Source organism: Polaromonas sp. P4_F9 (assembly GCF_056401235.1).
Map to the genome: position 1 here is coordinate 135,539 of NZ_JBFUJT010000014.1, position 12,394 is coordinate 147,932.

Here is a 12,394-nt window from a genome sequence, read left to right on the forward strand (position 1 = left end):
GCGCTCACCGGGCACGCCGGCACCCGGGCGCCATCACAGCCGGCGCAGCGCCAGCCTCAGGCCAGACCACTCCAGCGCAGCAGCAAGCCGGCCACGGCGCAGGCGGCGATCAACGGAATCACGCCCACCTTGTAGCGCAGCAGCGCCACCCCGGCCGCAACCATGATGAGCAGCGAAGGCCACGCCACGTTGGACGGGAAACCGGCCGCAGCCTCCTTGTTGAAAGCGATATGCACTATAAAAAACAGTGCAAGACTGGCAATGACGCCGACCACCGCGGCGGTGATGGCCGCCAGCGGCGCGGTGAACTGCAGCTTGCCATGGGTGGACTCCACCAACGGCCCGCCCGCCAGGATGAAGATGAAGGACGGCAGGAAGGTGAACCAGGTGACCAGCGTCGCCGCCAGTGCGGCGCCCAGGAACAGCGCGTCCGGACCGAGCACCTGCCGGGTCCAGCCGCCGATAAAGCCGACAAAGGCCACCACCATGATCAGCGGCCCCGGCGTGGTTTCGCCGAGCGCCAGCCCGTCGATCATTTGCGGACCGGTGAGCCAGCCGAACTGCTCCACCGCGCCTTGATAGACATAGGGCAGCACCGCGTAGGCGCCGCCAAAAGTCAGCAGCGCGGCCTTGGTGAAAAACCAGCTCATCTGGGTCAGCGCGCCGCTCCAGCCCTGCCAGGCCATCAGCGCACCCATGGGCAGCAGCCAGAGCACGGCCCCTGTTGCCAGCACCGTCGCCAGCCGCGATGTCTTGAAGCGTGCATGCTCGGGCGTCGGTGTGTCGTCGTCGATCAGGGCCGGACCCTGCGCCACGACAGCTGCCCCGTGCCCGCCGCCGCCGGCAAACTGCCCCGGCGCGAATTTCGCGCACAGCCAGCCGGTCAGCGCCGCGCTCAGCACCACCCACGGGAAGGGGACATGCAGAACGGCAATGGCCACGAAACTGAGGACAGCCACCGCCCACGGAACCGGGGCTTTCGCCGGGCTTTTCAGCGATTTGCTGCCGATGCGGTGAACCGCCTGCACCACGATGGCCGCCACGGCGGGCTTGATGCCATAGAAGATGGCGGCGACCACCGGCACGTCGCCAAAGGCGACGTAAATCCAGCTCAGCGCCACCAGGATGAACAGCGAGGGCAGCACAAACAGCGCACCGGCGACCACACCACCCCATGTCCGGTGCATCAGCCAGCCAATGTACGTGGCCAGCTGCTGCGCCTCGGGCCCGGGCAGCAGCATGCAGTAGTTCAAGGCATGCAGGAAGCGCTTTTCCGAAATCCAGCGTTGTTGTTCCACCAGCTCGCGGTGCATGATGGCGATTTGCCCGGCCGGCCCGCCGAAGCTGATGAACCCCAGCTTGAGCCAGAACCTGAAGGCCTGCGCAAAGCTCACTGTGGCGGGAAGGGACGTTGCAATGTGGCTCATGCGGTGGTCGCTTTCACGATCATGGTTTCGGGTTTCCAGCTGTGCGTCTCGGCTTGCGCACTGCGGCACCAGGCGTACAACGCGTCATACAGCGGCAGGGCGGCTTCCAGCATGCCGGCGTCGCTGGTGGCGTGCAGTTGTGACAGCCCCAGCGAGAAGGCCAGCAGACCCGCCGACTGCGGTGCGAGTTCAAGGCGGTCGGTGTCGGCGCCGCGCACGATGCGGGCGAGTATTTCAAGCGCCGGATCGCTCAACTCAAAGGCGCGCAGCAGGGTGTCGAAGCTGCACAGCTCACCCTCATGCGAGACCGGCGCGCCGGGAATGTCGTAAGCCACGGCGCCCAGACGCGCCGCCTCGTCAAACACCCGGGCCGTGGGCACATAAAAGAACTCCGCCCGTGCGTCGATAAAGCGGCGGACCAGCCACGGGCAGGCGATGCGGTCAATCTTGGGGCGTTCCCGCGTGATCCAGCGCGAAGCCTGCTCGCTGCCGCCGCCTACGCCCCAATCGGGCCGCTTGAGCATGGTCAGGGGGCGATGCGCGCGCCACTGCGCGATGTCTTGCGGTGAGTCGACGCCGTCTTCGCCGCCCTCGATGCCGCCGGCCAGCGCGCGCGCGTTCCAGCCCGCGGCACGCAGCGTGGCCACAGCATCGGCACTCACGTTGTGGCCATAAACGCAATAAACCACCACGTCGCTGTGGCCCGATGCGGCGCGCTGCGACGTAGCGAAGGCCGCCACGTCGTCAGGCGCGTAGCGCCTCGCGCCGGCGAGCAGGTATCGGCTTTCAAGGAATTTGTTTTCGCGCCGCACGTCGAGCAGCAGCGGGGCATCGGCACGGCCCATGCGGGCGGCCAGTTCCTGTGGGGAAATGAAAGAGGTGTCCACGAAAAATACTCCAAGTCGGTTACCAGCACTTGGACGGGACACCGTCTATCTGTGAAGAGTCGGGAGGCTGAAATCCCGATGGCTAAATGGTAGCACCACCGACTGCGATGCGCCAGCCTGCCCCCCGCGCACCGGGGCCGTCAGGCGCGGCGGAACTTGAAGACCGCACGGCTGGCCCGGGCATTGGGCCAGAAACGGACCTCCCGGCCATCCTGCAGGCCAAACTGGTCGAGAATCTCCAGCCGGTTTTGCAATGCCAGCGCTTCAAAATCCTGCAGCGTGCCGACACGGATGTTGGGGGTGTCGTACCACTGGTAGGGCAGCACCTTGGTGACCGGCATGCGGCCGCGCAGCACCGCCAGGCGGTTCGGCCAGTGGCCGAAGTTCGGGAAAGCGACGATGCCGATGCGGCCCACGCGAGCAGTTTCGCGCAGCATGATTTCAGCATTGCGCAAGTGCTGCAGCGTGTCGATCTGCAGCACCACGTCAAACGAGCCGTCGCCAAACATCGCGAGGCCTTCCTCCAGGTTCAGCTGGATCACGTTCACACCGCGTGCCACGCAGGCCTGCACATTGGCGTCGTTGATCTCGACGCCGTAGCCCGAGCAGCCGCGCTCGCGGATCAGGTGGGCCAGCAGCTCGCCGGTGCCGCACCCGAGGTCGAGCACGCGCGAGCCATGCGGCACCAGCCGGGCAATCGACAGCAGAGCCGCCGAGGGCTCCACATTGAGTTCGACAGGCAGGTTCATACAGCCACCTTGCTCTGAAAGTAGGAGCGCACCACACCGAGATAGCGCTCGTCCTCCAGCAAAAACGCATCATGCCCGTGCGGCGCATCGATTTCGGCATAACTCACGTCGCGCTGGTTGTCGAGCAGGGCCTTGACGATTTCACGGCTGCGCGCCGGTGAAAAGCGCCAGTCGGTGGTGAAGCTCACCATCAGGAATTTTGCCGTGACGCCGGCCAGCGCCAGGGTGAGGTTGCCGCCAGATGCCTTGGCTGGATCAAAGTAGTCGAGCGCGCGGGTAATCAGCAAATAGGTGTTGGCGTCGAAGTACTCGCTGAACTTGTCGCCCTGGTAGCGCAGATAGCTTTCGATCTGAAACTCGACATCCTGGGTGGAAAACCTGTACCCGCTGGCGTGGCTGCCGATGGCATCGCGAAGCTTGCGGCCAAACTTCTCGTTCATCACATCGTCGCTCAGGTAGGTGATGTGGCCAATCATGCGGGCAATGCGCAGGCCGCGCTGGGGCAGCACGCCATGGCGGTAAAAATGGCCGCCGTGAAAGTCCGGGTCGGTGACGATGGCGCGTCGCGCCACCTCGTTGAAGGCGATGTTCTCGGCCGTCAGGTTGGGCGCGCTGGCCACCACCACCGCATGGCGCACGCGCTCGGGGTATTGCAGCGTCCAGCTCAGGGCCTGCATGCCACCCAGGCTGCCCCCCATGACGGCCGCCAGCGTCTGGATGCCCAGCGCATCGAGCAGCCTGGCCTGCGCGTGGACCCAGTCCTCCACCGTGACCACCGGGAAGTCGGCGCCGTAGATTTCATTCGTGTCCGGATTGACCTGCATGGGGCCGGTGGAGCCAAAACAGGAACCCAGGTTGTTGACGCCGATGACAAAAAACTGATTGGTGTCCACCGGCTTGCCCGGGCCGATCATGGTGTCCCACCAGCCTTCGGACTTGCCTTTGATGCGCCCGGTCTCGTCGAGGTAGACGCCGGCCACATGGTGGGAGGCATTCAGCGCGTGGCAGATCAGCACCGCATTGGATTTGTCGGCATTGAGCTCGCCATAGGTTTCATAGCTCAGGTCATAGGCGCGGATCGACGCGCCGCTTTGCAGCGGCAGGGCGTCCGCAAAGTGCATGGACTTTGGCGTGGCAACAAGGACTGAAGCAGAAGACACAGAAGACACGATAAAAAGGCCCGTGATCGAAACAAGACTGGATTTACTGGACTGGACTGGACTGGAAAGTGAAACGGCAAAAAGAAAACCCGGCATCGCTAAGGGCGAGTCCGGGTTCATGGATGTTCGTCTTTAGCGGTACTTTTTAAGCGCCCGCAAGCTGAGCAAATCGGCGCTACGGCAAGTATAGCAAGGCTGAAGCGGCGCCCTGACCGGTGTGCCTGTCGGGCACCGGCGGTCAGGCGGGTATCAGCAGCGCGATAACACCCAGTACCGCAAAAATCACCGCGGACACGAGGTGGACCACGCGCAGCGGCACCAGGCGGGTGACACGCTCGCCCAGCCACACCACGGGAGCGTTGGCCAGCATCATGCCCAGCGTGGTGCCGGCCACCACGCCCAGGTACATGTCGTAGCGGGCGGCCAGCATGACCGTGGCGATCTGGGTTTTGTCGCCCATCTCCGCCAGGAAAAACACGAGTACGGTGGTGCCGAACACGCCAAGGCTCGGCGACTGGCCGCCGGCGTCATCCTCGAGCCTGTCCGGGATCAGCATCCAGGCCGCCATGGCCAGGAAAGATGCCCCCAGAATCCAGCGCAAGGCCTGGGGGCTGATCATCGTGGTGACCCAGGCGCCCAGCGCGCCTGCAATGGCGTGGTTGGCGATGGTGGCGACCAGAATGCCCAGGACGATGGGCCAGGGTTTGCTGAACCGGGCGGCCAGCAGCAGGGCGAGCAGCTGGGTTTTGTCGCCCATTTCGGCGAGGGCGACGATGCCGGTGGAGATGAGGAAGGCTTCCATGAATGACTCCGGCCGGTACAAAACCCATGACTGCACGACGACCCCGGCCTATAACTTTTTCAAGCTATGGAGGCTGTGCAGTCAAAGGTCTCGCCAAGTCCGGAAAACCGTTTGCGCCATGCCTGCCCTGTTGCAAGGCCAGACAAGTCTGTTGACGCAAACCCCTCTCACTCAAGGAAGGAGGCTACTCCCCAATGACAGCCTGCATTCTACCAAACCCTTCGCGGCCGGGCAGCGAGGGCGTATGAACCCATACGGCGGCGCTTCGATGCCGCTCCGCACATTTATGGCGCATTTCTTGCTTGTATTTGGTGCGGTTTCGGGATTTTCCCAAGATACGCACCAAAACAGAACTAAAACACCCCATTTCACCCAAGAGGAATTTATGGAAGCACTAAAACAGGGCTCGGATGCCCTGTTCATTCTGCTCGGCGGCATCATGGTGCTCGCCATGCACGCCGGTTTTGCCTTTCTGGAGCTGGGCACCGTCCGCAAAAAGAACCAGGTCAATGCACTGGTCAAGATTCTGGTCGACTTCTCGGTGTCGACCGTGGTCTATTTCGTGGTGGGCTACGGCGTGGCGTATGGCACGCATTTTTTCGTCGGCGCGGAACAACTTGCCGCTAAAAACGGCTATGAGCTGGTCAAGTTCTTCTTTCTGCTGACATTTGCGGCCGCCATCCCGGCGATTATTTCGGGCGGCATCGCCGAACGCGCACGCTTTTACCCACAACTGATTGCAACGGCCGTCATCGTGGGCTTGGTCTATCCATTCTTCGAAGGCATCGCCTGGAACCAGCATTTTGGCGTGCAGGCCTGGATCAAGTCGCTCACCGGCGCGGAGTTTCACGATTTCGCCGGTTCCATCGTGGTCCATGCGGTGGGCGGCTGGCTGGCACTGCCGGCCGTGATTCTGCTCGGCGCACGCAGCAACCGCTACCGCAAGGACGGCGCGGTCTCGGCTCACCCGCCTTCCAATATTCCGTTTCTGGCGCTGGGCGCCTGGATCCTGACGGTCGGCTGGTTCGGTTTCAACGTGATGAGCGCGCAGACCATTGACAAGATTTCCGGGCTGGTGGCGGTGAACTCGCTGATGGCCATGGTGGGCGGTACCCTGGCCGCGCTGGTGTTCGGCAAGAACGACCCTGGTTTTGTGCACAACGGGCCACTGGCCGGGCTGGTGGCGGTGTGCGCCGGCTCCGACCTGATGCATCCGCTGGGCGCGCTGGTGGTGGGCGGTGTGGCTGGCGCTGTGTTTGTGGTGATGTTCACGCTGACGCAAAACAAATGGAAAATTGACGACGTGCTCGGCGTCTGGCCGCTGCATGGCCTGTGTGGCGCGTGGGGCGGAATCGCAGCCGGCATTTTTGGCAGCCAGGCACTGGGTGGCTTGGGCGGGGTGAGCTTGGGCGCGCAATTAATCGGCAGCGCCATGGGCGTGGCGTGGGCGCTGCTGGCGGGCTTTATCGTGTATGGCGCGCTCAAGGCTTCGTTCGGGCTGCGGCTGAGCCAGGAAGAGGAGTTTGAAGGCGCCGACCTGTCGGTTCACCGCATCGGCGCTACGCCTGACCGGGAAGTCAACTGGTAATTGTGGTAATTGCCAACCTGGCGGGCATGAGGGCAGCGGCCGGCATCCCGCACATGCGCGGGCGGGGGCGCTCGCCGCCAATTGCAGCGTGGCGCACACAAACAGCCCCGCTGCCGCTAGACTGCCCCCATGCCGACTTTTGAAGAACAGCTGGTTGAACACCGCGTCTACCTGCTCCGCTTTGCGCGCCTTCAGCTGCGCAATGACGACTGGGCGGAAGATGCGGTATCGGAAACATTGCTGGCCGCACTGTCCAGGCCGCAGAGTTTCGGCAATCGCTCGCAGCTCAAGACCTGGCTGGTCGGCATCCTCAAGCACAAGGTCATCGACCTGATTCGCAGCAACGCACGGCTGGTGGCCCTGCCGGATGCGCAGGTTGACGAGGAGGGCGACGAGCTTGATCGTCTGGCATTCAAGGCCGACGGCCACTTTGCCGAGATGCCCAATGATTGGGGAGACCCCCATCAAACCTTGCAGCAAGTGCAATTCTTCGAAGTTCTGGATGCCTGCATGGAGCGCTTGCCGCCGGCGCTGGGCCGGCTGTTCCTGATGCGTGAATGGCTGCAGCTTTCTTCACAGGAAGTCTGTAAGGAGCTGTCTCTCACGCCGACCAACCTGTATGTCCAGTTGCACCGGGCCCGGCTGCGCCTGCAGGAATGCCTGAATATCCACTGGTTTGGCAAGCACAGCGCCTGAACATTTAAGCATTTAACCTAACCCTAACGGCTTTTTGGCGTGAAACCGAATATCACTTTGCTAAGACGCACCTGCCGGCAGGCTGCTGCGCTGCTGATTGCGCGGGAAGACCATGTCCTCAGCATGCCCGACCACGTCGCGCTGAAATTGCATCTGCTGGCCTGCAAAGCCTGTCCCAAATTCGAGAACCAGATCCTGACCACGCGCGCCGCCATGCGCCGCTGGCGCAACTACACCAGCGATGCGGAACGGGCGGCCGACAAGACTTCAGCCGACCCGTCACCCGACTAAAACCGTGATGGTCGTCGCAGCGGGGCTGGGCACGGCATGGAACTGCCCCGTCCAGATCCGGCGCCAGCCTGGCTCACTGGCCACTGGCCACTGGCCACTGGCCACTGACCCTGCAAATTTATGTAACTATTTACCTGTCTGGTGCAGGGTTTGTTTTTCCTGCACCCGTGCCGGCAATGGCGTTTGCGGCGCTTCAGCAGCCAGTTGCCCTCCTGCATGTCCACGGTCTGGCGAGCCCGCGGCGGGATATTCTGGGGCAGGGGTCGCACCGAAGGCTTTGTGGTGTGTAGGCGCTAACTCTTCTGAAACATTAGCTTCAGCCTTGATTTAATTCCTGCATCAGCAACCGCTTCAGCTTGTCCGTCCAGCGTTTTCCCCGCGTTTTCAACCCGCCACATTGACCCCCGGCTGGCCAGGTGGCGACCATCAGGCGCTGCAGATACGCCGTGCTGCGCTCCCGTGAGGCCCGCGAAATCGTCAAAGCCAGTGTTCATGCGGGCTTTCACTACCCCGGGTAATCACGATAGCTGGTTGTGTTTTGAATAAGTGAAGCATAATATGCGGGTGTAAATGCCAGCAATGCCGGTATTACACACGTTAGGTGATCGGTCAGTTTCGCGCGCTACAGCGGTACGTATCAAGATTTGTTGTGCTTTCGGGACCCCATCGCTTTTGTTTTTGTGTTTTAGAGGAGTCCCTTCATGGGCAACAAACTATACGTCGGCAACCTGCCTTACTCGGTGCGTGACGAAGACCTGCAACAATCTTTTGGCCAGTTCGGCTCTGTTACCAGCGCTAAAGTCATGATGGAACGCGACACGGGTCGCTCCAAGGGCTTTGGCTTTGTCGAAATGGGCAGCGATGCAGAAGCCCAGGCAGCTATCAACGGCATGAACGGTCAGCCTCTGGGTGGCCGCAGCGTCGTTGTGAACGAAGCACGTCCAATGGAAGCACGTCCTCCACGTAGCGGCGGCTTCGGCGGCGGCTCTGGTGGTGGCGGCTACGGCGGTGGTGGTGGTGGCGGCGGCTACGGTGGTGGTGGCGGCGGCGGCCGTTCCGGTGGCGGCGGTAGCGACGGCGGTTTCCGCAGTCCTTACGGCGGCGGCGGTAGCGGCGGTGGCCGTTCCGGCGGCGGCGGACGCGGCGGCTACTAAGCCCTGTACCCCATAGCTGGCTAATGCACCAGCGCATCCCCGGTCATCATCGGGGATGACCCTGAAAAGGCTTCAAGACTTCGGTTTTGTAGCCTTTTTGCTTTGTAGCCTGCTTAAATAATACACAAGCTGCTACTCTTTTTATAGCTGCCGCGCAGCAAAAAGGGCAGTGTGCCGCACCAGCCGCACCAGCCGCAGGCCGGCAGCGTCGTCCAGCAAGCTGAATCAGCCCAGGCTCTGCCGGTGCTTGCGCGGCCGCCCGGCCAGGGCCTTGTCAAATACCGCATTGGGCAGCACACGCAGCAACTTGGCCACCACGCCCATTTGCCACGGAATCACGCGGTAGCTGCGGCCGGCCTGGATGGTGGCGAAGGCCTTGTCGGCGAACACCTCGGCCTTCATCAGAAAGGGCATGCCATAGCGGTTTTGCCGTGTCAGCGGCGTGTCGATGTACCCCGGGGAAATCGTCACCACCTTGATGCCGCTGGGCCGGAGTTCGCCGCGCAGGCTTTCACAGTAGCCAATGACCGCCGCCTTGCTGGCGCAGTAAGCGCCGTGGCCCGGCAGGCCGCGTATGCCGGACACGCTGGCAATACCCACCAGTGCGCCGCTACCGCGCACCACCATGGGCGCGACAAAGGGATGAAAAGTGGCAGCCATGCCGACATTGTTGGTGGCAAAGGTCTGCGCCATGACATCAAGATCCATGCGCTCGGCGGTGTCCATGCCAATGCTGATGCCGGCATTGGCAATCACGACATCCGGCACGCCCTGCGCCGCGATGCAGGCCGTCCCCGCCGCCACAATGCTGTCGATGGAGGACACATCGGCGCTGTAAATTTGATAGCGGTCGGCACCGATTGCATGCGTCTCAGCCCATGACTGGACTTCCGCGGTGCGGCGCGCTGCAAGTGCCAGCCGGTAGCCCGCCGCGTAAAACCGCAGGGCCAGCGCCTGGCCAATGCCGCTGGAAGCGCCGGTGATGAACACGAGTCTGGACATGCTGGGCTCCGGCAGGCGTTGAGATGGCGGGCGGGCCGAGGCGCGATGAGGCAGTGCTCTCAGCGACCGGAAGCGCCCGCGGCGCTGGCAGCAGACCTTGGCACCAGCACCCCGCGGACGCGCCCCTTGAGGTCGGCCACCTGGTCGAGGTTGTCGTAGGCAAAGTTGTCGCCGGTGAACTGGTCGGTGCCACGGATCAGGACGACGGGTTTGTGCGACTTGACGCGCTCCTCGTTCAAAAACGCATGGAGAAATTCACCCCGAAACTCCAGCCGCGGCGTCTGCTTGCCGCTCGCATCCTGGCTGGCCTCGCGCACCACCCGCGCATTGCCCGTCAGCTGGACTTCCGAGCCGTCGCCGTTGCTGTAGGCACGATTGGCCGTGGCCGTGGTGAGGTGTCCCTCGGCGTTGATGCTGCGAATGCGGGCCTGGTCGATTTCCAGGATGTCGGTGTCCGGGAAATGCCGGGCCTCGACACCGTAAATTTCACTTTTGAGCTTGCCGCCTTCGTCAAAGTTCTTGACGGTGAACTTGTGCATGAAGTAATCCACGTCATGGCTCACCTCCCTGGCCTGCTCGGGGGCGCTGAAGCTCGGTGTGTTGCGCACCAGCCAGTAGGTGCCCAGGGCCAGCGCGCCCATCATCAGCAGCGGCATGTAAATGGCGATGCTGTCCCACAGGCGGTAGGCCATGCGCCACGACCGCCTCAGCTGGTACAGCGCGCCGCTTCGCCCGCGGACTGAGCCGGTCGCCGTGGTCATTGTGTGTAGGCCTGCAGCAGACCGGCATAGCGGCCACTGGCAACGAGCAGCAGGTCGCACAACTCGCGTGCCGCACCATGGCCTCCGCAGGCCTGCGTGACATGGTGAGCCTGCGCCCTGACCTCCACGTGCGCATTCGCCGGCGCGCAGCTCAGCGCCGCACGGCGCATCACGGGCAGGTCGGGCCAGTCATCACCCATGGCGGCCGCCGCGGCCCAGTCCAGACCCAGTGCCTGCAGCGTGATCTCGGCGGCGGGGCGTTTGTCTTCGGTGCCAAAGTGCGCGTGGGTGATGCCCAGGGCCTGCAGCCGGGTGCGCAGCACGGGGCTGTCGCGGCCCGTGATCACCGCAGGGGTGATGCCAGCCTTTTGCAGCAGCTTCAAGCCCAGGCCATCCAGAATGTTGAAGCGCTTGAGGGTTTCACCGTCCTCGGACAGGTAGAGGCCACCGTCCGTCAGCACTCCGTCCACGTCGAAGAAGGCGACGCGTATGCCCTGGCCCTTCAACAACAGCTCCGGTGCGAAATTCAGGGCCGGGGCGCTGTTGCTGCGCGTCCCGGGGGACGGCGCGGCGGACGCAGCAGACGCAGTGGCAGGCGTGGCAGGCACGGAGGTCATATGACTTTGGCTCGCATCAGGTCGTTGGTGTTGAGGGCGCCACACAACACGCCACCGTCGTCAACCACCAGCACGCTGGTGATGCGGAATTGCTCCATCAGCTCCACCGCTTCCACGGCCAGGGCATCCGGCCGCACGGTGCGCGGATTGGCATGCATCACGTCGCCGGCCCGGCTGCTGCGCAGGTCCACGCCTTTTTCAACGAGGCGGCGCAAATCACCGTCGGTGAAGATGCCCAGCACGCGCTGCTGGTCGTCCACCACAGCAGAAGCGCCCAGCCCCTTGGCGCTCATTTCGCGCATGAGCTCGGTAAAGCTGGTGTCGGGACCCACTCGCGGAACGTCGTCGCCGCTGCGCATGACATCACTCACATGGGTGAGCAGCTTGCGGCCCAGCGAGCCACCGGGGTGGGAGCGGGCAAAGTCTTCTTCCCTGAAGCCCCGCGCATCCAGCAGCGCCACGGCCAGCGCATCGCCAAGCGCGAGCTGGGCCGTGGTGCTGGCGGTAGGCGCCAGGTTCAAGGGGCAGGCTTCCTGCTCCACGCTGCTGTCCAGCGTGACGCGCGCCTGTTTGGCCAATGCAGACTGCAGGCCACCGGTGATGGCCACCAGCGGCACACCCTGGCGGCTCAGCACCGGCAGGATGGACGTGAGCTCTTCGCTCTCGCCGCTGTTGGAAATGGCCAGCACCACGTCCAGGCCCGTGATCATGCCGAGATCGCCATGGCTGGCCTCGGCCGGGTGCACAAACATGGCGGGAGTTCCGGTGGAGGCCAGCGTCGCGGCAATCTTGCGCCCGATGTGGCCGCTTTTGCCCATGCCCATCACCACCACACGGCCGCGGCAGGTCAGCATCAGCTCCACCGCCCGGGAAAATTCGGGGCCCACGCGGCTGGCCAGCCCCTGCACGGCCGCCGCCTCTATCTCAAAGGTCTTGCGGGCCAGGGCAAGGGCCTGGTCGGCATCAAAGTTCGCGGGGTCAAAGCTGGAGGGTAGGGATACCATCTCTCGATGATATCCCCCCCATCGAACCGAGCTTGCGACTTTCACCGCACACGGCTCACGTACGACCACTGACTACACAGCTTCAACAGGTTGCATAACCTTCGACTGCTTCGCCAGATTAAAGTCCCCCGTACCGGGGACCGGCTTGATAACCTTCAAACCTAGGGCGTGGACACGCCTGTGACAGATCGGATGTAACAGCACCCGATTGGAAAGAGCATCACTCCCTCCTAGCTGCCGATAGACGATATGGTGG

At 63.3% G+C, this 12,394-nt stretch carries 15 protein-coding genes and 1 riboswitch; of the genes, 4 read left to right on the forward strand and 11 right to left on the reverse strand.

All coding sequences use genetic code 11. The features are described 5' to 3' along the window. Positions 1-56: 56 nt before the first annotated feature. The 5 genes from chrA to AC1DUB_RS14320 form a co-directional block, all read right to left on the reverse strand. Positions 57-1,427, reverse strand: coding sequence for a chromate efflux transporter (gene chrA / locus AC1DUB_RS14300; protein WP_477730045.1), 1,371 nt, complete (start codon positions 1,425-1,427; stop codon positions 57-59). Beyond that, positions 1,424-2,314, reverse strand: a complete 891-nt coding sequence (locus AC1DUB_RS14305; protein ID WP_477730046.1) for a chromate resistance protein ChrB domain-containing protein — start codon at positions 2,312-2,314, stop codon at positions 1,424-1,426. The genes chrA and AC1DUB_RS14305 overlap by 4 nt, the downstream gene beginning before the upstream one ends. Positions 2,315-2,454: 140 nt before the next feature. Further along, complete coding sequence (gene metW, locus AC1DUB_RS14310) at positions 2,455-3,063, reverse strand: methionine biosynthesis protein MetW (protein ID WP_477716693.1); 609 nt, start codon at positions 3,061-3,063, stop codon at positions 2,455-2,457. Continuing rightward, positions 3,060-4,223 carry a homoserine O-succinyltransferase MetX gene (metX, locus tag AC1DUB_RS14315; protein WP_477716694.1) on the reverse strand — a complete coding sequence of 388 codons (1,164 nt, stop codon included), beginning with the start codon at positions 4,221-4,223 and terminating at the stop codon, positions 3,060-3,062. The genes metW and metX overlap by 4 nt, the downstream gene beginning before the upstream one ends. Before the next feature lie 238 nt (positions 4,224-4,461). Further along, the gene (locus tag AC1DUB_RS14320; RefSeq protein ID WP_477730047.1) at positions 4,462-5,025 is read right to left on the reverse strand and encodes a TMEM165/GDT1 family protein; all 564 of its coding nucleotides are present in this window, start codon (positions 5,023-5,025) and stop codon (positions 4,462-4,464) included. A 1-nt stretch (position 5,026) separates the two neighbouring features. Continuing rightward, positions 5,027-5,230: riboswitch (yybP-ykoY riboswitch) on the reverse strand. Positions 5,231-5,410: 180 nt separating this feature from the next. On the opposite strand from AC1DUB_RS14320, the gene AC1DUB_RS14325 reads away from it, so the two are divergent. The 3 genes from AC1DUB_RS14325 to AC1DUB_RS14335 all read left to right on the forward strand — a co-directional run bounded on the left by AC1DUB_RS14325 (position 5,411) and on the right by AC1DUB_RS14335 (position 7,600). Continuing rightward, complete coding sequence (locus AC1DUB_RS14325; RefSeq protein WP_477730048.1) at positions 5,411-6,613, forward strand: ammonium transporter; 1,203 nt, start codon at positions 5,411-5,413, stop codon at positions 6,611-6,613. Between the two features lie 129 nt (positions 6,614-6,742). Beyond that, positions 6,743-7,309: a sigma-70 family RNA polymerase sigma factor gene (locus AC1DUB_RS14330; RefSeq protein ID WP_477730049.1), complete on the forward strand. Its 567-nt coding sequence runs from the start codon at positions 6,743-6,745 to the stop codon at positions 7,307-7,309. Positions 7,310-7,366: 57 nt separating this feature from the next. After that, a complete protein-coding gene (locus AC1DUB_RS14335; RefSeq protein ID WP_477730050.1) occupies positions 7,367-7,600 on the forward strand; it encodes a zf-HC2 domain-containing protein in 234 nt (77 codons plus the stop codon). Positions 7,601-7,893: 293 nt separating this feature from the next. Here the strand turns inward: AC1DUB_RS14335 and AC1DUB_RS14340 are convergent, their stop codons facing one another. Further along, complete coding sequence (locus AC1DUB_RS14340) at positions 7,894-8,094, reverse strand: hypothetical protein (RefSeq protein ID WP_477730051.1); 201 nt, start codon at positions 8,092-8,094, stop codon at positions 7,894-7,896. A 207-nt stretch (positions 8,095-8,301) separates the two neighbouring features. On the opposite strand from AC1DUB_RS14340, the gene AC1DUB_RS14345 reads away from it, so the two are divergent. Continuing rightward, the gene (locus AC1DUB_RS14345) at positions 8,302-8,754 is read left to right on the forward strand and encodes an RNA recognition motif domain-containing protein (RefSeq protein WP_477730052.1); all 453 of its coding nucleotides are present in this window, start codon (positions 8,302-8,304) and stop codon (positions 8,752-8,754) included. Between the two features lie 225 nt (positions 8,755-8,979). Here AC1DUB_RS14345 and AC1DUB_RS14350 read toward each other — a convergent pair whose 3' ends face one another. From AC1DUB_RS14350 to AC1DUB_RS14370, 5 genes are all read right to left on the reverse strand, one after another. Next, entirely contained in the window at positions 8,980-9,756 is a 777-nt protein-coding gene (locus AC1DUB_RS14350) for an SDR family oxidoreductase (protein ID WP_477730053.1), read from the reverse strand. A 59-nt stretch (positions 9,757-9,815) separates the two neighbouring features. Further along, positions 9,816-10,517, reverse strand: coding sequence for an LPS export ABC transporter periplasmic protein LptC (lptC, locus tag AC1DUB_RS14355; RefSeq protein WP_477730054.1), 702 nt, complete (start codon positions 10,515-10,517; stop codon positions 9,816-9,818). Then, a complete protein-coding gene (locus AC1DUB_RS14360; RefSeq protein WP_477721095.1) occupies positions 10,514-11,134 on the reverse strand; it encodes a KdsC family phosphatase in 621 nt (206 codons plus the stop codon). The genes lptC and AC1DUB_RS14360 overlap by 4 nt, the downstream gene beginning before the upstream one ends. Further along, on the reverse strand, positions 11,131-12,138 hold the full coding sequence (locus AC1DUB_RS14365; protein ID WP_477730055.1) for a KpsF/GutQ family sugar-phosphate isomerase: 1,008 nt from the start codon (positions 12,136-12,138) through the stop codon (positions 11,131-11,133). The genes AC1DUB_RS14360 and AC1DUB_RS14365 overlap by 4 nt, the downstream gene beginning before the upstream one ends. A gap of 72 nt (positions 12,139-12,210) precedes the next feature. Then, on the reverse strand, positions 12,211-12,394 hold a 184-nt coding region (locus AC1DUB_RS14370; protein WP_477730056.1), incomplete at its 5' end, for an HNH endonuclease.